The sequence below is a fragment of the Pseudomarimonas salicorniae genome, from assembly GCF_023156535.1.
In the GTDB taxonomy this organism is placed as follows: domain Bacteria; phylum Pseudomonadota; class Gammaproteobacteria; order Xanthomonadales; family Xanthomonadaceae; genus Pseudomarimonas; species Pseudomarimonas salicorniae.
Genome location: NZ_JALNMH010000009.1, coordinates 84,826 through 103,999, shown reverse-complemented (window position 1 = coordinate 103,999; position 19,174 = coordinate 84,826). Strand labels below are relative to the sequence as shown.

22 protein-coding genes are annotated in these 19,174 nt (G+C 69.4%); 13 read left to right on the top strand and 9 right to left on the bottom strand.

The annotated features are described in order from the left end of the window. Window positions 1-50: 50 nt before the first annotated feature. Both purE and M0G41_RS11690 read left to right on the top strand, forming a co-directional pair. Window positions 51-560 carry a 5-(carboxyamino)imidazole ribonucleotide mutase gene (purE, locus tag M0G41_RS11695; RefSeq protein WP_248209383.1) on the top strand — a complete coding sequence of 170 codons (510 nt, stop codon included), beginning with the start codon at window positions 51-53 and terminating at the stop codon, window positions 558-560. Further along, window positions 557-1,696, top strand: coding sequence for a 5-(carboxyamino)imidazole ribonucleotide synthase (locus M0G41_RS11690; RefSeq protein WP_248209381.1), 1,140 nt, complete (start codon window positions 557-559; stop codon window positions 1,694-1,696). Before purE ends, M0G41_RS11690 begins: the two co-directional genes overlap by 4 nt. 156 nt (window positions 1,697-1,852) lie before the next feature. Here the strand turns inward: M0G41_RS11690 and M0G41_RS11685 are convergent, their stop codons facing one another. From M0G41_RS11685 to wrbA, 3 genes are read right to left on the bottom strand one after another with little or no spacing between them, the layout of a single operon-like run. After that, window positions 1,853-2,344 (bottom strand): asparaginase domain-containing protein, encoded by a 492-nt coding sequence (locus tag M0G41_RS11685; RefSeq protein ID WP_248209380.1) that lies wholly within the window; start codon window positions 2,342-2,344, stop codon window positions 1,853-1,855. A 44-nt stretch (window positions 2,345-2,388) separates the two neighbouring features. Next, window positions 2,389-2,757, bottom strand: a complete 369-nt coding sequence (locus M0G41_RS11680; RefSeq protein WP_248209378.1) for a DUF2069 domain-containing protein — start codon at window positions 2,755-2,757, stop codon at window positions 2,389-2,391. A 1-nt stretch (window position 2,758) separates the two neighbouring features. Beyond that, window positions 2,759-3,355, bottom strand: a complete 597-nt coding sequence (wrbA, locus tag M0G41_RS11675) for an NAD(P)H:quinone oxidoreductase (protein ID WP_248209376.1) — start codon at window positions 3,353-3,355, stop codon at window positions 2,759-2,761. Between the two features lie 94 nt (window positions 3,356-3,449). On the opposite strand from wrbA, the gene M0G41_RS11670 reads away from it, so the two are divergent. The 6 genes from M0G41_RS11670 to M0G41_RS11645 all read left to right on the top strand — a co-directional run bounded on the left by M0G41_RS11670 (window position 3,450) and on the right by M0G41_RS11645 (window position 8,494). Then, the gene (locus tag M0G41_RS11670) at window positions 3,450-4,727 is read left to right on the top strand and encodes a YihY family inner membrane protein (RefSeq protein ID WP_248209374.1); all 1,278 of its coding nucleotides are present in this window, start codon (window positions 3,450-3,452) and stop codon (window positions 4,725-4,727) included. A gap of 8 nt (window positions 4,728-4,735) precedes the next feature. Continuing rightward, window positions 4,736-5,197 (top strand): TlpA family protein disulfide reductase, encoded by a 462-nt coding sequence (locus tag M0G41_RS11665; RefSeq protein ID WP_248209373.1) that lies wholly within the window; start codon window positions 4,736-4,738, stop codon window positions 5,195-5,197. Further along, window positions 5,190-5,459 (top strand): acylphosphatase, encoded by a 270-nt coding sequence (locus M0G41_RS11660; protein WP_248209370.1) that lies wholly within the window; start codon window positions 5,190-5,192, stop codon window positions 5,457-5,459. Before M0G41_RS11665 ends, M0G41_RS11660 begins: the two co-directional genes overlap by 8 nt. Window positions 5,460-5,554: 95 nt before the next feature. Further along, window positions 5,555-6,685: a sensor histidine kinase gene (locus M0G41_RS11655; RefSeq protein WP_248209369.1), complete on the top strand. Its 1,131-nt coding sequence runs from the start codon at window positions 5,555-5,557 to the stop codon at window positions 6,683-6,685. Window positions 6,686-6,772: 87 nt separating this feature from the next. Beyond that, on the top strand, window positions 6,773-7,585 hold the full coding sequence (locus tag M0G41_RS11650; RefSeq protein WP_248209368.1) for a LytR/AlgR family response regulator transcription factor: 813 nt from the start codon (window positions 6,773-6,775) through the stop codon (window positions 7,583-7,585). Window positions 7,586-7,633: 48 nt separating this feature from the next. After that, complete coding sequence (locus M0G41_RS11645; protein WP_248209367.1) at window positions 7,634-8,494, top strand: bile acid:sodium symporter family protein; 861 nt, start codon at window positions 7,634-7,636, stop codon at window positions 8,492-8,494. Here M0G41_RS11645 and M0G41_RS11640 read toward each other — a convergent pair. Next, entirely contained in the window at window positions 8,445-9,572 is a 1,128-nt protein-coding gene (locus M0G41_RS11640; protein ID WP_248209366.1) for a LacI family DNA-binding transcriptional regulator, read from the bottom strand. The genes M0G41_RS11645 and M0G41_RS11640 overlap by 50 nt on opposite strands. Then, window positions 9,569-10,579, bottom strand: coding sequence for a LacI family DNA-binding transcriptional regulator (locus tag M0G41_RS11635; protein WP_248209365.1), 1,011 nt, complete (start codon window positions 10,577-10,579; stop codon window positions 9,569-9,571). Before M0G41_RS11635 ends, M0G41_RS11640 begins: the two co-directional genes overlap by 4 nt. A 141-nt stretch (window positions 10,580-10,720) precedes the next feature. On the opposite strand from M0G41_RS11635, the gene M0G41_RS11630 reads away from it, so the two are divergent. Both M0G41_RS11630 and M0G41_RS11625 read left to right on the top strand, forming a co-directional pair. Then, window positions 10,721-12,022, top strand: coding sequence for a sugar MFS transporter (locus M0G41_RS11630; RefSeq protein WP_248209364.1), 1,302 nt, complete (start codon window positions 10,721-10,723; stop codon window positions 12,020-12,022). Next, the gene (locus M0G41_RS11625) at window positions 12,022-13,362 is read left to right on the top strand and encodes a hypothetical protein (RefSeq protein ID WP_248209363.1); all 1,341 of its coding nucleotides are present in this window, start codon (window positions 12,022-12,024) and stop codon (window positions 13,360-13,362) included. Before M0G41_RS11630 ends, M0G41_RS11625 begins: the two co-directional genes overlap by 1 nt. Window positions 13,363-13,593: 231 nt before the next feature. Here the strand turns inward: M0G41_RS11625 and M0G41_RS11620 are convergent, their stop codons facing one another. Beyond that, window positions 13,594-14,211 (bottom strand): 2OG-Fe(II) oxygenase, encoded by a 618-nt coding sequence (locus tag M0G41_RS11620; protein WP_248209362.1) that lies wholly within the window; start codon window positions 14,209-14,211, stop codon window positions 13,594-13,596. Window positions 14,212-14,369: 158 nt separating this feature from the next. On the opposite strand from M0G41_RS11620, the gene M0G41_RS11615 reads away from it, so the two are divergent. After that, window positions 14,370-15,014 carry a rhomboid family intramembrane serine protease gene (locus tag M0G41_RS11615; RefSeq protein WP_248209361.1) on the top strand — a complete coding sequence of 215 codons (645 nt, stop codon included), beginning with the start codon at window positions 14,370-14,372 and terminating at the stop codon, window positions 15,012-15,014. Here the strand turns inward: M0G41_RS11615 and M0G41_RS11610 are convergent, their stop codons facing one another. Both M0G41_RS11610 and M0G41_RS11605 read right to left on the bottom strand, forming a co-directional pair. Then, window positions 15,015-15,860 carry an alpha/beta hydrolase gene (locus M0G41_RS11610; RefSeq protein ID WP_248209360.1) on the bottom strand — a complete coding sequence of 282 codons (846 nt, stop codon included), beginning with the start codon at window positions 15,858-15,860 and terminating at the stop codon, window positions 15,015-15,017. A gap of 79 nt (window positions 15,861-15,939) precedes the next feature. Then, a complete protein-coding gene (locus M0G41_RS11605) occupies window positions 15,940-16,299 on the bottom strand; it encodes an MGMT family protein (protein ID WP_248209359.1) in 360 nt (119 codons plus the stop codon). A gap of 41 nt (window positions 16,300-16,340) precedes the next feature. On the opposite strand from M0G41_RS11605, the gene M0G41_RS11600 reads away from it, so the two are divergent. Both M0G41_RS11600 and M0G41_RS11595 read left to right on the top strand, forming a co-directional pair. After that, window positions 16,341-16,748 (top strand): hypothetical protein, encoded by a 408-nt coding sequence (locus M0G41_RS11600; protein WP_248209358.1) that lies wholly within the window; start codon window positions 16,341-16,343, stop codon window positions 16,746-16,748. Window positions 16,749-16,853: 105 nt separating this feature from the next. Beyond that, on the top strand, window positions 16,854-17,696 hold the full coding sequence (locus M0G41_RS11595; RefSeq protein ID WP_248209357.1) for a mechanosensitive ion channel family protein: 843 nt from the start codon (window positions 16,854-16,856) through the stop codon (window positions 17,694-17,696). Window positions 17,697-18,055: 359 nt separating this feature from the next. Here the strand turns inward: M0G41_RS11595 and glk are convergent, their stop codons facing one another. Further along, window positions 18,056-19,081 (bottom strand): glucokinase, encoded by a 1,026-nt coding sequence (gene glk / locus M0G41_RS11590; protein WP_248209356.1) that lies wholly within the window; start codon window positions 19,079-19,081, stop codon window positions 18,056-18,058. Window positions 19,082-19,174: the final 93 nt, after the last annotated feature.

Below are 19,174 nucleotides of genomic sequence, written 5' to 3'. Positions count from 1 at the left end.
TCTGTCAGCCGCGGTTTGTCCCTACAATGCCGGTTTCAAAGCTGGGCGGAATGATGAGCGAACACACCGCGGCCAGAGTGGCCATCGTCATGGGCTCGCGCTCTGACTGGGAAACCATGCGCCATGCGGCCGAACGGCTGGAAGCGCTGGGCATCGCCCACCATGTTCAGGTGGTTTCGGCGCACCGCACGCCGGACCTGCTGTTCGACTTTGCCGCCGGCGCCCAGGCGCGCGGCTTCCGGGCGATCATCGCCGGCGCCGGTGGTGCCGCCCACCTGCCCGGGATGATCGCCAGCAAGACCCGCGTGCCGGTGCTCGGCGTGCCGGTGCAGTCGAAGGCGCTGAACGGGCTGGATTCACTGCTCTCGATCGTGCAGATGCCGGCCGGTATCCCGGTCGCGACCTTTGCCATCGGTGCCGCCGGGGCGGCCAATGCGGCGCTGTTCGCCGCTGCCCTGCTGGCCGCCGAGGACGCCGAGGCGGCCCGCGCGCTGGATGCCTTCCGCAGCAAGCAGACCGCCGACGTGCTGGCGGCCAGCGATCCCCGGGTGCCGGCGTGACCACGGTCGGCATTCTCGGTGGTGGCCAGCTGGCCCGCATGCTTGCCCTGGCCGGCGCTCCGCTTGGCCTGCGCTTCCTGGTGATGGACCAGGCCGCGGACGCCTGCGCCGCGCAGTTCGTCCCGATGCTCAAGGCCGACTACACCGACGAGGCGGCGCTGGCCGAGTTCGCCTCTCGGGTCGACGTGGTGACCTTCGACTTCGAGAACGTGCCGGCGCAGAGCGCCCAGTGGCTGGCCGGCAAGGTGCCGGTCTTCCCCAGTCCGCGCGCCCTCGCCGTGGCCCAGGACCGGCTGGCGGAGAAGAGCCTGTTCAATGATCTCGGCATCGCCACGCCGCGCTTCTCGGCGGTGGCCTCGCGCCCCGATCTGGACCGTGCGCTCAGCGAGATCGGCGCGCCCTGCATCCTCAAGACCCGCCGCCTCGGCTACGACGGCAAGGGCCAGTTCCGCCTGGCCAGCTCGGACGATGCAGACGCCGCCTGGGAGGCGCTGGGCGGACAGGCCGAGACCGTCGGCCTGATCCTGGAAGGATTCGTCGCTTTCCAGCGCGAGCTGTCGGTGGTGGCGGTGCGCGCCCGCGACGGCAGCTTCCGCGCCTGGCCGCTGACCCAGAACTGGCATGCCAAGGGCATCCTCTCGGCCAGTCTGGCTCCGGCCGATGCCAGTCCGGCGCTGATCGACCAGGCCCTGTCCCACGCCCGCGCCGTGGCCGACGAGCTCGACTATGTCGGGGTCTTCGCCCTGGAGCTGTTCGAGCGCGATGGCGAACTGCTGGCCAACGAGATGGCGCCGCGGGTTCACAATTCCGGCCACTGGACTATCGAAGGCGCCGAGTGCAGCCAGTTCGAGAACCATCTGCGCGCGGTGCTCGGCCTGCCGCTGGGCAGCTGTGATGCGCGCGGCCGGGCCTGCATGCTGAACTGGGTCGGCGAACTGCCCGACGCCCGCGCCGCGCTGGCGGTGGCGGGCGTCCACTGGCACGACTACGGCAAGTCGCCGCGCGAGGGTCGCAAGGTCGGCCATGCTACCGCGGTGGCCGAGAACGCCCGCGGCCTGGAGTCCCAGCTTATTGCGTTGGGCCAGGCGCTTGGCCGCGAGAAGCAGGTATCGGGGGTGGTTGCGGCGTTGGGCTGAGCGGGGCCGGGAGGCGGAGCTCGAAAAGGCGTCGCTTTCCGAATGCAGGAGCCAGCTTGCTGGCGATGGGCCTTTTCCGAGGGGGAATCGCCAGCAAGCTGGCTCCTACGTCCCTCGATGCAACGCTTCTACCAATCACGAGTCACGAATCACCAATCACGGCTCCAACGCCTCGAACCGGTTCGCCTCGACGTTCTTGCGCACCTTGCTCGGGTCCCAGATGCGACCGTTCATGGCGATGTAGACGCCGTGCGGCAGGCACTGCACGGCCCCGACCGCGGTGCCGATGTTGAACTCGGCGTCCGAGCCGCGGAAGCGCGCCGGGCTCAGGGCGCCGGTCAGGACGATGGTCTTGCCCTCGATGCTGGCCAGCACCCGTGCCGTGGCGATCATGCTGTCGGTGCCGTGGGTGACCAGGACATGGGCCGCCGACTGGGCGGCAATCGCGCTGCGGATCAGCTCGCGGTCGGCGTCGTCCAGATGCAGGCTGTCCTTGCGCAGGATGGGGATCACCGAGAAGCGGAAGGCCACGCCCAGCTCGGCCAGCATGCGACCGATCTGGGGTTCGCCGATCTGGTAGTCGGACTTGTCGTCGAAATAGATCTTGTCGATGGTGCCGCCGGTGGTGACGACGCACAGCTCGTTCATGGCCGGATCCTGGGGACGGAAAGCGGGCGCGATTATAGGCGGCGCTAGCTGCGCGGCGGCGGCGCGCCGGCGGCGGCACGTGCAGCGCGGCGGCGATGCAGGCCGTCGGCCCCGACCGCGCAGACCAGGGCGAAGGCGATGCTCGCTTCGAAGAGGCCCAGTCCGCGCGTCGCGGGCACGGTCCAGCCCTCCATCACCCCGTGGCAGAAATAGAGCAGGCTGACCACGCCGGCCCAGAACAGGGCGCTTGGCCGGCCGAGCGCGAGCAGGACCATCACCGGCGCCAGCGGAATCAGGGCGAGGCTCAGCGCGAGCCAGGCCGGCAGGCTGGCCGGCGGCGCCAGCCACAGGTACCAGACCGGCTGCAGCAGGCAGAGCAGGAAGAACAGGGCAATCGCCGCGCTGCGGGCCATATCACTGCTCTCCCAGCCGCTGGGCGATCTCGGCGACGCGACGCCCCTGGGCACGGGCCAGGACGGCCTCCTCGTCGCTCAGCGTCGGGTCGTCCTTGCCGCCGGCGTGGTGGCTGGCTCCGTAGGGAGTGCCGCCGGAGCGCGTGGTGTTGAGCGCCGACTCGCTGTAGGGCAGGCCGACGATCAGCATGCCGTGGTGGAGCAGGGGCAGCATCATCGACAGCAGGGTGCTTTCCTGGCCGCCATGCAGCGATGCGGTCGAGGTGAACACGCCGGCCGGCTTGCCGATCAGCGTGCCCGAGGCCCATTCGGCGCCGGTTGTGTCGAGGAAGTGCTTCATCGGCGCCGCCATGTTGCCGAAGCGCGTCGGGCTGCCCAGCAGCAGGCCGGCACATTCGGCGAGATCGCGCTTCTCGACGTAGGGCGCGCCGTGCTCGGGCACATCCGGCCCCTTGCCGTCGAGGTGGGTCGAGACCGGGGGCACGCAGCGGATCCGCGCCTGCATTCCCTCGACCGATTCGACGCCGCGCGCCACCTGCCGGGCCAGGTTGGCGAGGCTGCCGCCGCGGCTGTAGTAGAGAACCAGGACTTCGGGCATCGCGGGACCTATCGGGGTCGGAGCAGGTGCCACAGTCTAGACCGCTACGGCGTGCAGCCAGCGTCGCCGGGCGGGTTCGCGCTACGCTTGGTGCATGGCACTCCTGCAGCAGTTGCGCGAACGCATTCCCGACCTCTGGTACGAGCGCGCGCACGCGTTCGGTCGCTTCCTGTGGCAGCGCTTTCTCGAGGATCGCTGCTTCGAGACCGCCGCGGTGCTCAGCTACGGCACCCTGTTCGCCGCCGTGCCGCTGACCGCAGCCGTACTGGGGATCGTCTCCGCCTTCCCGCTCTTCGATCGTTGGAACGAGACGCTGACCAGCTTCCTGTTCACCAATTTCGTGCCCGAGGCGGCGCGGGCGGTGGAGGACTACCTGCGCCAGTTCGCCGAGAGCGCGACCAAGCTCACGGCCGTTGGCGTGCTGGTGCTGCTGTTCTCGGCGCTGCTGATCATGAAGAGCGTCGAGGACGTGTTCAACCGCATCTGGCGCGTGCAGACGCCACGGCCGGGCGGGGCGCGCTTCATGGTCTACTGGACCACGCTGACCCTAGGGCCGATCCTCGCGGTCTCCAGCATCGCCCTGTCCAGCCTGGTGCTGGAGTCCGAATGGGTGCTCGACTCCGGCCTGTACCTGATCATCGACTCGTTGGCCCGGCTGCTGCCGCTGGTCATCGAAGTCGCCGCCTTCACCCTGGCCTATGCGCTGGTCCCGAACCGCCCGGTGGCCTGGCGGCACGCCTTTGCCGGTGGCGTGCTGGCCAGCGTGCTGTTCGAGTTCGCCAAGGGCAGCATGGGCTGGTATCTCAAGCAGGTGCCCAGCTACGAACAGGTCTACGGCGCGGTCGCCCTGCTGCCGATCTTCCTGATCTGGATTTTCCTGTGCTGGGTGGTGGTCCTGCTCGGCGCCTCGATGACCGCCTCGCTCTCTGCCTTTCGCTTCCAGCCGGCCTCGCAGCGCCTGCCGGACCGCGCGCGCTGGCTGGCGGTGCTGCGCCTTCTGCTGCGCTTCGACGCCGCCCAGCGCGCAGGTGGCCGGTTCAGCCTGCAGCAGCTGCGCGAGCTGGAGCCGGCGATCGAGGACGACACCCTGATGGACCTGCTCGATCGGTTGACCGATGCCGGGCTGCTGCATCGTGACGAGGGCGGCGGCTGGCTGCTCGCGCGAAGCGCCGACCACATCCAGCTGGCCGAGGCCTATCGGGCGCTGGATTACCCGTTGCCGCTCGACAAGCTGCCATCCGTCGGGCTCGACGACGCCATCGGCCGCCGGGTGCGTGAGCAGGCCGAGGGAGATCGCGAGCTGCTCTCACCACGCCTGCAGGTCAGCCTCAGTACACTGCGACCGCCGCAACGTGACGACGATGATTCCTGAGGATGCCGATGCGCCTGCCTGCCCTGATCCTGTTCCTGCTGATTTCCCTGCCGCTGCGCGCCGAGCCGTCGCCGCCGCTGTCCGTCGATACCCTCGAGCACGGCCGTTTCGAGCTGTCCGCGCAGCGTGGCAAGTGGGTGCTGGTGAACTTCTGGGCGACCTGGTGCGCGCCCTGTCTTAAGGAGATGCCCGAGCTCGACGAGTTCGATCGCGAGCGTGAGGACGCGGTGGTTATCGGCCTCGCCTTCGAGGAAACCAGCGCCGAGGATCTGCGCGCCTTCCTCAAGGTGCGCCCGGTCAGCTACCCGATCGCCCTGGTCGACGTGTACGCGCCGCCAGAGGGCTGGGTGGTGCCGCGTGGCCTGCCGCTCAGCGTGCTGATTGCGCCCGACGGCAGCGAGGTCAAACGCTTCATGGGCCCGGTCACCGCCAAGGAGATCGAACAGGCGATGGTGCCGGCCGGTGGTTGAGGCGCGCCGCTTCCTGGTCTCGGGCCGCGTGCAGGGCGTCGGCTTTCGCGCCGCCACCCGCGACGAGGCGCAGGCCCTCGGGCTGCAGGGCGAAGCCGTGAACCTCGCCGACGGCCGGGTAGAAGTGCTGGCCGAGGGCGCCGCCGCGGCGCTCGATGCGCTGCAGGCGTGGCTTCATCGCGGGCCGGTTCCGGCCTCGGTGGAGCGGGTTGAGGTGGCGCCGGCGGCGGTGTCCGGGCGGCGCGGCTTCCGCATCGGATGATGCGGCGGGGCGAGGGTGCCGGGGGGCAGGCCGACAAGCCCTCGGCGCCCCTGCGATCAGCAGACCCGGCCACACGCTCAAGCGACACCGGGGCCGTGCCCCGACTGCGTAGCATTTCCCTCGACCCTCCGCGGCTTCCGGGCTGGATGAAGTTCGATATCGCCACCGCCGACACCAACCGCCTGTTCTGGCAGCTTCAGCTGCTCGGCTGGGGCGGCGTGGCCATCTTCAGCTACCTGTCTGCGCTGGTGAACGGGCGACCCTGGGATGCCTGGCAGGTGACCCTGCCGATCTACCTGGTCGGCTTCGTCGGCACCCTGGGCCTGCGCCACCTGATGCGGCTGTGGCGTGGCTTGGCGCCCCTGCCGCTGGCGGTCGCGATGCTGCTTCCATCGGCCGTGGTCGGCGCGGCGATGAGTGTCACCCTGGGCTTCACCTGGATGCTCAAAGAGCCCGAGATGGAGACCATCAAGATCAGCAGCTGGCTTGGCGCCATGGTCGGCTACACCTACCTGATTCTTGCCTGGACCTTCCTCTACATCACGCTGCGTTTCTACCGCGAGCTGCAGATCCAGGTCCGCCAGACCCTGCAGGCCACAGCCATGGCCCATCAGGCGCAGCTGAAGATGCTGCGCTACCAGCTCAACCCGCACTTCCTGTTCAACACGCTCAACGCGATCTCGACCCTGATCCTCGACCGCGACACCCCCACCGCGAACCGCATGGTGCAGGGCCTGTCGGCCTTCCTTCGCCATTCTCTGGACAACGATCCGATGCAGCGGGTCAGCCTGCGCCAGGAGTTGGAGGCCATCCAGCTCTATCTCGACATCGAGAAGCTCCGCTTCGACGACCGCCTGAAGCTGCGCGTCGACGTCGCCGAGGACTGCCGCGAGGCGCTGCTGCCCTCGCTGCTGCTGCAGCCGCTGATCGAGAACGCGGTGAAGTACGCCGTGGCCAAGCGCGAGGAAGGCGGGCATCTGGAGATCCACGCCCGCCGGCAGGGCAGCCAGCTGGAGCTGGCGGTGCTCGACGACGGACCCGGCTGCGGCGACAAGGGGCCCGAGCCGGCCGGCGAGGGCCACGGGGTGGGTCTTGCCAACACCCGCGACCGCCTGCAGGTGCTCTACGGCGAGCGCCAGCAGTTTTCCGCCGGCAACCGGCCGGGAGGTGGCTTCGAGGTGCGCATGCGGCTGCCCTTCGAGCTCTCGGGGCGCCGCGGCAGCTGAACCGCGTCCCGGCACCGTGACCTTGGGCACATGCCGGGGGGGGAGGCCCGGCGCAGCCTGTGCGGACCCCCTCTCTCCGTCTGAGACATGTCCGAGCCGATCCGTGCGCTGATCGTCGATGATGAACCGCTGGCCCGTCGCGGACTCGAGCTGCGTCTGCGCGAGCACTCGGACATCCAGGTCGCCGGTCACTGCGCGAACGGACGCGAGCTGCTGCAGAAGCTGGAGGAGACGCGGCCCGAGCTGATCTTCCTCGACGTGCAGATGCCCGGCATGGACGGCTTCCAGACCCTGGCCGCCATCCCCGAGTCGAAGCGGCCGCTGGTTGTCTTCGTCACCGCCTTCGACCAGCATGCGGTACAGGCCTTCGAGGCCTGCGCGCTGGACTACCTGCTCAAGCCGGTCGACGAGGCCCGGCTGGCCCAGTCGCTGGGCCGGGTGCGCGATGCCCTGGCCGAGCGCGGCGCCGAGAGCCAGCGCGAGCAGCTGCTCGATCTGCTGCGGCGGATGTCCGGGCGCCCGGATCTCGAGCTGGAGGAGGCACTCAGCGAGCCGCTCGATCCGTCCGCGGCGCGCGACCCGGACATGCTGGCGATCAAGGATGGCGGCAAGATCTCCCGCGTGCCGCTGGACAGCATCCGCTGGATCGAGGCGGCCGGCGACTACATGTGCGTCAACACCGATGGCGAAACCCATGTGCTGCGGGCGACCCTGCGCGAAATGGAGAACCAGCTCGACCCGCGGCGTTTCCAGCGCGTGCACCGCTCGACCATCGTCAATATCCGCCGGGTCACCACCCTGCGCCCGCACATCAACGGCGAGTACTTCCTATGCCTCGACTCGGGGCATGAGGTGAAGCTCAGCCGCAGCTACCGCGACAAGCTCGAGCTCTTGAAGTAGCCTTCGCTTCGATCTCCCGGCGGCGGGGGAACCGCCGGAGACGCCTGCGTGTCGGACAGCCCGATTTTCAGCGTGCTGCTGCCGCTCTCGCTCGGCATCGTGATGATAGGGCTCGGCCTGCATCTCACGCTCGAGGACTTCCGCCGCGTCCTGCGGGCGCCGCGCGCCGTGATTCTTGCCCTGGTGGTCCAGGGTCTGCTGCTGCCGCCGGTGGCCTTCGCGCTGGCCATCGGTCTGTCCCTGCCGCCCGAGCTCGGCCTCGGTCTGGTCCTGCTCGCCGCCTCACCGGGCGGGGTGACCGCCAACCTGTTCTCGCATCTGGCGCGCGGTGACGTCGCGCTCAACATCAGCCTGACCGCGATCAACTCGGCCCTGGCCCTGATCACCCTGCCGCTGTGGACCGCCGCCGGCCTTGCCGTGCTCCTCGGTTCTGAACAGGTCGTTCCGCCACCGCTGCGCAAGCTGGTCGAGGTCGGGCTGCTGGTGCTGCTGCCGGTCGCCATCGGCATGCTGCTGCGGGCGCGACGCCCGGCACTGGCCGCGCAGGTGGAGCGGCCGGTGAAGATCGCCTCGACCCTGATCCTTGCTGCCCTGATCGCGGTGGCCGTGGTGATGGAGTGGGACACCCTGGTGCGCTATGTCGCGGTGGTCGGCGCCGCCGTCGTCGGGTTCAACCTGATCAGCCTGCTCAGTGGCTACGGCGCCGCCCGGGCGCTGCGGCTTGGCGTGCCGCAGGCCACCGCGATCGCCTTCGAGATCGGGATCCACAACGGCACGTTGGCTATTTTCGTCGCCCTGCACGTGCTCTCGATGGCCGCGGCCTCGGTCGCGCCGGCGCTGTACTCGCTGTCGATGTACGTTACCGGCGCGCTGTTCGCCTGGTGGCTGCTGCGTCGGGCGAGGGACTGAGCGCGCCCGCTCCGCAGGATTCGCGGACGATCAGCTGCGGGGGAATCAGCACGCTGTCGCTGCGCCCTCCGCCGATCTGCGCCACCAGGGTGGCGACCAGGCGTTCGCCCGCCAGCATCGGGTCCTGTCTGACCGTTGTCAGGGACGGGGAGCTGAGTGCGCCCAGGGGCAGGTCGTCGAAACCCACCACCGCGACATCCTCGGGCACCCGGATCCCGGCCCGCTGCAGGCTGCCCATGGCCGAGATCGCGATCTGGTCGCTGGCGGCGACCACGGCGTCGAAAGGCACCGCCGTGGCCAGCAGCCTCGCGACCGCGCCGGCACCGGCATGCAGTTCATTGAGCCTGGCGTTGATGCAGAGCCGAGGATCGACACGCAAACCGGCCGCGCGAACGGCGTCGCCATAGCCGAGATAGCGATCACGAAACTCGGGGCTGCGGCTGGAGTGCTCGCCAAGGAAGGCGATGCGCCGCCTGCCGAGCGCCAGCAGGTGGGCAGTCGCCCGCCGGCAGCCCTCGCGGTTGTCGCAGCCCACCGAGAGACCCGGCTGGTCGGCCTGGACCACTCCCCAGCGTACGAAGCGGGTGTCGTGGCTGGCCAACTCACGCAGTGTCCGCTGCAGACGCTGGTAATCGCCGTAGCCGAGCAGGATCAGGCCATCCGATTTGCGGCTGCGCAGATAGTCGCCGTGCCAGTCATCCGAGAGCTGCTGCAGTGAGACGATCAGGTCGTAGCCGCGCTTGTTGGCGGCCTCGGTGATGCCGGCAATCATCGCCAGGAAGAAGGGATTCAGCCCGCCTCCGCCGAGCGCCGGGTCGGCGAACATCAGCAGGGTGAGAGCCCCGGTCTGCTGGGTCCGCAGGTGCCGGGCGCGCAGGTCGACGTGGTAGTCCAGTTCGCGGGCGATGGTCTCGATCCGCTGGCGCGTGGCGGTTCCCACCGAGCGGCTGCCATTCAGCGCGCGCGAGACGGTGGACTGCGAGACGCCCGCCAGCAGTGCGATGTCGAGCGAGGTGTAGTGGCCGCTTCCCGCGGCCCGCCGTGGCCGCGGCAGCTCGGCATCGCGGCCGACGCTCATGGCGCGGGGCCGGTCGAGCGCCGCACGATCAGGGTGTGCGGGACGCAGCGGATGCCGGTGCAGGTCTGGTCGCGCATGTAGCCGAGCAGGGCCAGGGTGGCCATGCGGCCCATTTCGTCGGTGGGCTGGTGGATGGTGGTAAGCGCCGGAAACAGCTGCCGCGACATCGGTGTGTCGTCGAAGCCGCAGACCGAGAGGTCCTGGGGAACCCTCAGTCCGCGCTCGTAGGCCACGTGGATCACGCCCGCTGCCATGTCGTCGTTCGCCGCAAATATGGCCGTGGGCCGATCCTCCCGGTCGAGCAGCACCTTGGCCGCGGCCACGCCGGACTCGAACGAGAATTCTCCGGGGACTTCCAGTGCCGGGTCCTGCGCGAGTCCCGCGCGGGCCATGCCGCGGCGGTAGCCTGCAAGGCGCCAGCCGCTGGCTCCGTGGGCGGGGTGGCCGAGGATATGCGCGATCCGCTTGTGGCCAAGCCCCGCCAGGTGCTCGACCATCTGCTCTGCGGCCAGCGGCTCGTCCATCGCCACGCCCACGTGCTGGTCGCGCAGCTTGGGAGAGATCATGGCGAACGGGACCTCCAGCTCGTCCAGCCGGTTCAGCAGGACCGGAGAGTCGGTCAGCGGCGGAGTCAGCAGCAGGCCGTCGGGGCGTGAGCGCGCCATCAGCTCATCGACACACTCCAGCACCTCGTCCTCCTGGAGCGGCGCAGGGCAGAGGATCATGTGGTAATGCTCGTGCGCGCAGGCGGACAGCACCCCGGAGATGACCCCCATCATGTAGTTGTCGGAGGGGTTGTTGTAGAGCAGGGCGATGTTGAAGGACCGGTTCCCGGCGAGGCTTCGCGCGGAAACGTGGGGCGTGTAGCGCAGCGCCTGGGCTGCCTGCATGACCCGCTCGCGGGTCTGCGGCCGCACGTTGGGTTCACGGTTGAGTACGCGGGACACGGTCTTGATCGACACGCCCGCTGCGGTCGCCACGTCTTCGATGCGCGCACGCGCTGCCATGGGGCCCTCGTGAGCTGGGTCGGATTTCCGCGAGCACTATAGACCAATGTGAACGCGCTGACAGCGTTGTCATACTCGCAGCCGGTGCAGCACAATGCGGCATCGCGCCCGATCCGGGCGGACCCTGGAGGAGGCGCAGCCATGAATCTCGGTCATCCGCAGGCGGCCGCAGCCGTCGTCCCGGCTCCGGCGCCGGCGCACGGGCGGGCGCTGGTCATCGTCACCATCCTGTTCTTCATGTGGGGGCTGCTGACCTCGCTGAACGATGTGCTGATTCCCCACCTGAAGTCGATCTACACCCTCACCTACGTGCAGGCGATGCTGGTGCAGTTCTGCTTCTTCGGAGCCTACTTCGTGGTCTCGATCCCGGCCGGCGGGCTGGTGCGCCGGATCGGCTACCAGAATGGCGCGGTGGCCGGCCTGATCATCGCGGCCACCGGCTGTGCACTGTTCTATCCGGCCGCCAGCAGCGGCTACGCGCTGTTCCTGTTCGCATTGTTCGTGCTGGCCTCGGGCATCACCATCCTGCAGGTCGCGGCCAATCCCTTCGTGACCCTGCTCGGTGACCCGAAGACCGCGTCCAGCCGGCTGACCCTGACCCAGGCCTTCAACTCGCTCGGCACCACCGTGGGCCCGCTGTTCGGCGGCCTGCTGATCCTCGGCGGCGCGGCGGTCATCGCCGAGTCCGAACTCGCGGCCATGGACGAGGCACAGCGCGCGGCGCACCGGGCAGCGGAGGCCGCGACGGTGCAGGGCCCCTACCTGCTGCTCGCAGGCCTGCTGCTGGTGCTGGCCGTGTTCTTCGCGCTCTCCCGGCTGCCCAAGGTCGAGCATGCTCAGGAGTCGAGCGAGGCGACGCCGGGCTTCGGCGTGCTGCGCCATCGCAACCTCCTGCTCGGCGCGATCGCAATCTTCCTGTACGTCGGTGCCGAGGTCAGCATCGGCAGCTTCCTGGTCAACTTCTTCTCCGAGCCGTATATCGCCGGCCTCGACCACGCCAGTGCGGCGACCTTCGTTGCCTACTACTGGGGCGGGGCGATGGTCGGCCGGTTCATCGGTTTCGCCGTGATGCGCCGGATCAGCCCCGGGCTGGTGCTTGGCTTCAATGCCGCCGCGGCCATTGCGCTGATCCTGGTCGCGGTACTCGGCGACGGGCGCCTTGCGATGTGGGCGATCCTGGCCGTCGGGCTGTTCAATTCGATCATGTTCCCGACCATCTTCAGCATTGCCCTGCACGGGCTGGGCGCCCGCACCGGCCAGGGCTCGGGCGTGCTTTGCATGGCGATCGTGGGCGGCGCCATCGTGCCCTTCATCCAGGGCTTTGTGGCCGACGGGGTCGGCATCCAGCCCTCCTTCCTGGTGCCGATGGTCTGCTACGCCTTCATCCTCTGGTTCGGTCTGCGCTATGCCCGGGTCTTCCACGGCGGCGATCTCTCCCGGTGATGCCCGCCGCCCGCCTTGCCGGGCTGCTCCTGCTGCTGGTCTCGACGTGCCTTCGCGCTGAAGGTGAGCCGCGGCCCGAGGCGGGCAGGGTCGCCGAGGTGAGGGTGGTGCCGCAGGGTGCGGATTGGCAGCTGCAGGTAGGTGGCCGGCCGCTGTTCCTGCGCGGTGCCGGTCTCGAGACCGGCGATGTCGAGGCGCTTGCGGCCGCCGGCGGCAATGTAATCCGGACCTGGCGCGTCGACAGGCCGGGGGAGTCCGGCCAGGCATTGCTCGACCGGGCCCTGGCCTCGGGCCTGTTCGTCGCACTCGGGCTCGACGTGGGGCGCGAGCGTCACGGTTTCGACTACGGCGACCCCGAGGCCGTCGCCCGACAGCTTGAGCGACTGCGCGACGAGGTGCGCAGGCACCGCGAGCATCCGGCCCTGCTTCTCTGGGTGGTGGGCAACGAGCTCAATCTCGAGTCGCGCGATCCGCGGGTCTGGGACGCCGTCGAGGACATCGTCAGGATGATCGGCAAAGAGGACCCAAGGCACCCGGCCCTGACCCCGATCGCCGGCTTCAGCGCCGAACTCATCGCCGAGATCCGCAGCCGGGCTCCCTCGCTGAAACTGTTGGGGGTTCAGCTCTATGGCGATATCGACCGCCTGCCGCAGCTCCACGAGGCGGGCTGGGACGGTCCCTACCTGGTGACCGAGTGGGGACCCACCGGGCACTGGGAAGTGCCGCGCACGCCCTGGGGGGCGCCGATCGAGGACAGCAGCGCGGTCAAGGCACGGCGTCTGCAGGAACGCTACCGGCAGTCGATCCTCGCCGACCCCGGCCGCTGTCTGGGCAGCTTCGTATTCCTCTGGGGCCAGAAGCAGGAGCGCACGCCGACCTGGTACGGCATGTTCCTGTCCAGCGGCGAGTCCACCGCCGCGGTGGATGCCATGCAGCTGCTGTGGACCGGGCGATCACCCGGGCACGCCGCGCCCGAGGTCGACGGGTTGACTCTCGAAGGCCTCAGCGCGGTCGAAGGCGTCACGGCGGCTCCGGGACAGGCGCTGCGGGCGAAGCTCGCCACGTACCCGATGCATGGGTCGGCGGTGTTCGACTGGACGCTGCGTGAGGAGAGCCGGGCGACCAGTGTCGGTGGTGATCCCGAAACGCTGCCCCCTTCCATCGAGGCGGGCATGCGCCCGGGCGAGCCCGGCCAAGTGTCCTTCACCGCGCCCGCTCGACCCGGCGCCTATCGGCTGTTCGTGACCGTCCGCGACGGCCGCGGCAAGGCCGGCCACGCCAACCTTCCGTTCCTCGTGGCGGACAGCCACGAATTTGCCGAAGTCCGGCAGCCGCACTGACCGGCCTCGCCGGAGACAGTGACCACCGCCGGCAGGCGGGTGTGCGGCAGAAACCGACCACGGGCGGACATTTGGTAAGGGGCGGTATGGGCGCGAAGTTCGCATTCGCCCCGGTCCCGCTGTAGGAGCCAGCTTGCTGGCGATAGGCGCCCCGGATGGGACGATCGCCAGCAAGCTGGCTCCTACATTCGGGTTCTGCGGAAGGTCTGCTTCGCGCCCGAGCCAGCCGCCTTATCCCGGCACTACTTTCAGCGGCAGCAGGGGACGGCGGCGGAACCAGCCTGCGATGCTCATCCGCGGGCGCTGGGTGGTCAGGACTTCGTGTTCGATACTGGCGCTGAGGAACAGGGCGCACGTGCCGAGCCGGGGCACGATGTCGACCTCGCCGCCCGGCAGGTAGAGCCGCAGCGCGCCGCCGTCATCCTCCGACCAGTCCGGGTTCAGATAGGCAGCAAAGCTCACCGTGCGCGCATCGTCGTCGCGGAAGCGATCGACGTGGCGGACGTAACCGGCGCCGGGCGGGTAGATCGCGTAGTGCGCCTCGAAATGGTCGAGGCCGAGCATCAGCTGTCGGTTCAGCTCGATGCGCAGCGCATCCAGCCGGGCAAGGAACTCGCCGCGCACCGGTACTTCGGGGTGCGGGTCGATCCAGCGGATGGCATCGCCGCGCAGTGAGGCGTCGCGGGTGCGCCCTTCGCCGCGCCCCACCGCCGCCGGGCGCAGCGCATCGTCGGCGTCCAGCGCCTGGCAGTCGGCGACCAGGGCCGTCAGCAGGTAATCGGGAAGCAGCCCCTCTACGACCACGAACCCGCGGGTCACGAGCAGGTCGAGATCGTCGGAAGAAAGCATCGGGACACGGGATGTTGATGCGCGGCCGCTATGATAGCGGCCCGCGCGCAGCCGGCGTGCGGCGTCGAGGATCGAAGGCGGACGTCACGGGCGTCCGGCCTGCAGCCAGTACCGACGACGCGGCGCGAACCGGCCGCCTTGCCGACCACGGAGAATGCATGTTCGACCAGCTACCGCCGATCACCAAGGCCCTGATGTGGAGCAACGTGCTGGTGTTCGGCGCCGACCTGCTCACCGGCGGCGGCCTGTTCATCCCCTTCATGCTCTGGCCCTGGGGCGAGTTCCCGGTCGGACAGATGCACGGCGAGCTGATCAGCGTGGGCTTTCTGCCCTGGCAGCTGGTCAGCTACGGCTTCCTGCACGCCAATTTCGCCCACCTGTTCTTCAACATGTTCGCCCTGCTGATGTTCGGCTCAGCCATCGAGCAGGTTTGGGGACAGCGCCGCTACGCCCTGTACTACTTCGTTTGCCTGGTCGGCGCCGGTCTGATCCAGCTGGTGGTGGCGACCATGGCGGTGGAGGCGGGACAGCGCCCCTATCCCACCGTCGGCGCCTCGGGCGCGGTGTTCGGCCTGCTGCTGGCGTTCGGCATGATGTTCCCCAACCGCCAGGTGATGCTGCTGATCCCCCCGATCCCGATGAAAGCGCGCACCCTGGTGATCGCCTACGGCGCGCTGGAACTGTTCCTTGGCGTGACCAGCACGCAGAGCGGCGTCGCCCACTTCGCCCACCTTGGCGGCATGGCCTTCGGCTTTGGCCTGATCCAGTACTGGCGCGGACGGTGGCCGTTCAACCGGCACTGATCAGCCGCCCTGCGCGGGCGGAAGCCGGTAGAGAAACCGCACCACCTCCGGGAACAGCGTCCGCCACTGCGCCTCGTTGTGCTCGGCGGCCTCGACGATCCGCAGCCTGACGCCGTCGGCATCGGGCCACCTGCGCAGCAGGCGTTCCATGGCCTCGACATGCGCGACCGCCTCATGCCCCTCGGCGCCGCCCATGGAAAGGAAGACGCGCGCCTGCGCCGGGCGCGGCCGGTTCTGCGGGTAGTGGAAGGCCGCCTCGTGGTACCAGTACGAGGGCGACAGCACCCCGGCGAGGCCAAACACCTCGGGGCGCGCATGCAGCGCATAGTGCGCCATCAGCCCACCCATCGAACTGCCGACGATGGCGGTGCTCTCCGGGCCGTTGAGGGTGCGGTAGTTGGCATCGACGAAGGGCTTGACGGTCTCGACAAGGTAATCGAGGTAGGCCGCGCCCAGCGGCTCGCCGAAGCGCGGGTTGTGCCAGGGCGAGAGCTCCTGCATGCGCCGCTCGCCGCCGTGGTCGATGCCCACCGCGATGGCCTCGAAGCCCTCTGCCGCCAGCGCGTCCAGGGCCTCGTCCACACCCCACTCGCCGACATAGCTGGTCGCATCGTTGAACAGGTTCTGGCCATCGGGCAGGTAGATCACCGGGTAATCCCGGTCGGAGGCGGCATAGCCCGGGGGCAGGTAGATGCGCAGGCTGCGGGCGAAGGGCAGCGCCGGATGCAGCAGCGGCGGGCTCAGCACTTCCACCCGGTCGGAGGCGGTCGAGGGGCGCGGAGCCTCGGCTGCGGCCAGTGCCGCGGCAAGGAGCAGGGTCAGTCCTGGCAGGCAGGGGCGGCGCATCGAGGGGGCCTGTGAGGGGCGATGGCGCAGTGTGCAGGCAATGCCGGGAACGCTCACAGCGCCGGAAGTCCTGCCCGGCTCAGCCCCACAGCGCGCGGTCCAGGTCGGCGCGGGGATCCTCGCCCGCGGGCCTCTCCGGCAGCCTGACCCGGCCGCCGGCATCGACTTGCAGCCCTTCGGCGCGCAGGCGCCGGCGCTGCTCGGCAAATCCACGCGATCCGGAAGGAAAGGCGATCCGCCGGTCGGCGCGCAGCACGCGGTGCCAGGGCAGGCCGGGATCTGCCACCTCGCCCAGCGCGCGGGCCACCAGGCGCGCGCCGCGCGGGTAGCCGGCGGCGCGGGCCACCTCGCCATAAGCCATCACCTGGCCGGCCGGAATGGCCCGGACCACGGCCAGGATCCGCTGGCTGCGTTCATCGGCGGCAGACAACTCGGACATCGGCCGCTAGCATAGCCGGTCGACTCTCCGTGAACCCGACCATGCAGAACTTCGAACAGATCCGCGCCCACGTCGCCAGCCACTACGCCCTGACCACCAACGAGCCCTACCTTGTCGGCATCGAGCTGAGCATCGCCCAGGGCAAGCGTCGCCAGGGCATCTTCCTGGCCGAGCTGGAGGGCGAGGACGAGCGCAAGTACCTGCGCGTCAGCACCGCCATCGCCCCGATGACCGGCATCGACGCCCGTCGCGCCCTGGTCTTCAACTGGGAGCAGCGGGTCGGCTACCTCGCCGTGTCCGAGCTGGACGGCGTGCCCTACCTGCAGCTGTGCGAGAACCGCCCCTACACCGGCCTGACCGCGGCCGAGATCGATCGTCTTGCGCTGGAAATCGGCGGCCTGGGCGACAACCTGGAACAGGCCTTCTCGGCCGGCGGCGATATTTTCTAGCGCTGCGGGCACAGCGCGGCGCCCTGGCGCCACCGGCCCAGCAGGGTCCGAGCCGGGTCGTCGTGCCCTGCCGCCGCGACTGGGGCTGCGCAGCAAGGAGTCCCCATGCACGAGTACCTGCAGTCCATCGACTGGGACCTGATCAAGACCCAGGCCCTTCTCTGGAGCGGCAAGCTCGCCCTCGCCCTGCTGGTGTTCTGGGTCGGCAAGTGGCTGGCCCGGCGTTTCGCCAATCTGCTCGAGCGGCTGGTCGGACGCTCCGGCGCCGATCCGCTGATTGCCGGCTTCGCCCGCAATCTCGGCTTCGGCATCGGCCTTGCCATCGTGCTCATCGCCACCCTCGAGCTTGTCGGCATCCCCAATGCCTCCCTGCTCACCGCGCTGGGCGCGGCAGGCCTTGCGATCGGCCTTGCCCTGCAGGGCTCGTTGTCGAACATCGCCTCGGGTGTGCTGCTGATCATCTTCCGCCCCTTCAGCGTCGGCAACTTCGTCGAAGTGGCGGGCCAGAGCGGCAATGTCGAATCGGTCACCTTGCTGTTCACCAAGCTGCGCATGCCCGACAACCGTCAGGTCACCATCCCGAATGCCGAGGTGATGGACAGCCCGATCGTCAACTTCAGCGCACAGACCACGCGGCGCATCGACCTGACCATCGGCGTCGGCTACCAGCACGACCCGAAGGACGCGCTGGCGGTGATCAGCAAGGTGCTGAACGAGGAGCCGCGCCTGCTCTCCGAGCCGGCGCCGCAGCTGTGGGTGATGAACCTCGGCGAGAGCAGCGTCGACCTTGCCGTGCGCCCATGGGTGCGCGCCGAGGAGTACTGGGCGGTGCGATCGGATCTGCTGCGCGACATCAAGATGGCGCTGGACGGCGCGGGCATCGAGATCCCCTTCCCGCAGAGGACCATGCACATGGCGCGTCCTGCGCCGGCCGACGGGCAGGGCTGAAGACCAGCCAAGGCCACGCGAACGAGGGGCCACGTCGGGCGCGAAGTTCGCATTCGCCCCGGTCCCGCTGTAGGAGCCAGCTTGCTGGCGATAGGCGCCCCGGATGGGACGATCGCCAGCAAGCTGGCTCCTACATTCGGGTGTTGTGGAATGTCTGCTTCGCGCCCCTTGCACACGTTGCCGAACTCACACTCCGGGTCGAAATCAGCCGGTCAGCGTTTCGCTGCCGGCGGGCAGTCGGCCTGCCGGCCGTGGTCATGCTTGCGGCCGAGGCCGGTCATTCAGCGCCGCGGCAACCGGTCAACCTTGCGGTCCGGCGCAACTCGTCGCGGCGATGCGACAGCGTCCTGCAGGGTGACTCAGGCTGCGGCGTTCTCGGCGGGGGTGGGCCGCTCAGGCTGGCCGGCCTCGAACGCCCGGGCCGCGGCGCCGAGCAGGCCGGGCTGCGGGTGGAGCACGGCATGCACCGGCACCCGGGCCACGGCACTGCTGAAGCGGCCCTTGTTCTGGAAGGCCTCGCGGAAGTCCCTGCCGCGCAACGAATCGATCAGCAGAGGCACGAGTCCGCCCGACAGGTATACGCCGTCCCAGCTGCCGAAGGTGAGGACGAGATCGCCAGCAAAGGCGCCCAGCACCTCGCAGAAGACCTCGATGGCCTCGGTGCACAGCGGGTCGCCGGCCACCGCGCCCTGGGTCACCTGCTCGGGGCGCAGATCCGCGTCGTTCGTTGCCCCGGCCATCCGGGACAGCGCCCAGTGCAGGTTGCTCAGCCCCGCGCCGCTCAGCAGCCGCTCATAGGAGACCCGGGTGTAACGGCTCGACAGGTGTTCTAGAAGGGCGCGCTGGCGGGCTGTCTTGGGAGCGAAGGCGGCATGTCCGCCTTCCGACTCGAGCGCGATGCGCTGACCCGCCCGGCACAGCAATCCGCTGACCCCGAGTCCCGTGCCCGGGCCGAGCACCGCATAGGTTGCGGAATCGCGTCGCGTCGTGACCGGGGGCGTGTTCAGGGCTAGGCGGTCCGCCGGCCTCAGATGCGGCACGGCAAGCGCCTGCGCAGTGAAATCGTTGATCAGCTTGGTATCGTGCAGTGCCAGCTGGGCACTGCATTCCCGGGCGTTGATCTGCCAGGGATGGTTGGTCAGCGCGGCCTCGTCGCCATCAACCTTGCCCGCCACCGCCAGCACCGCCCGGTCCGGACGCGGCAGCTCGGCCGGCAGCGCATCGAGGAAATGCCGGGCAGCCGCCACCAGACTGTCATGATCGGCGACCGCGACCTGCGCCAGGTGGCCAAGCACCGGGCTGTTGTCGCCGCGCCATTGGGCGACCGCAAAGCGCGCCCAGGTTCCACCGATATCGGCCACCAGTGCGAGGTTTTCGGAGCTCATCCCGGCCAGCTCCGACCAGCGCCCAGCCCTGCCGTGATCGGCAATTCCTCGAAAGCCTGCATGACGTTCCCTCCCAACATGGCCCCCTCCGGG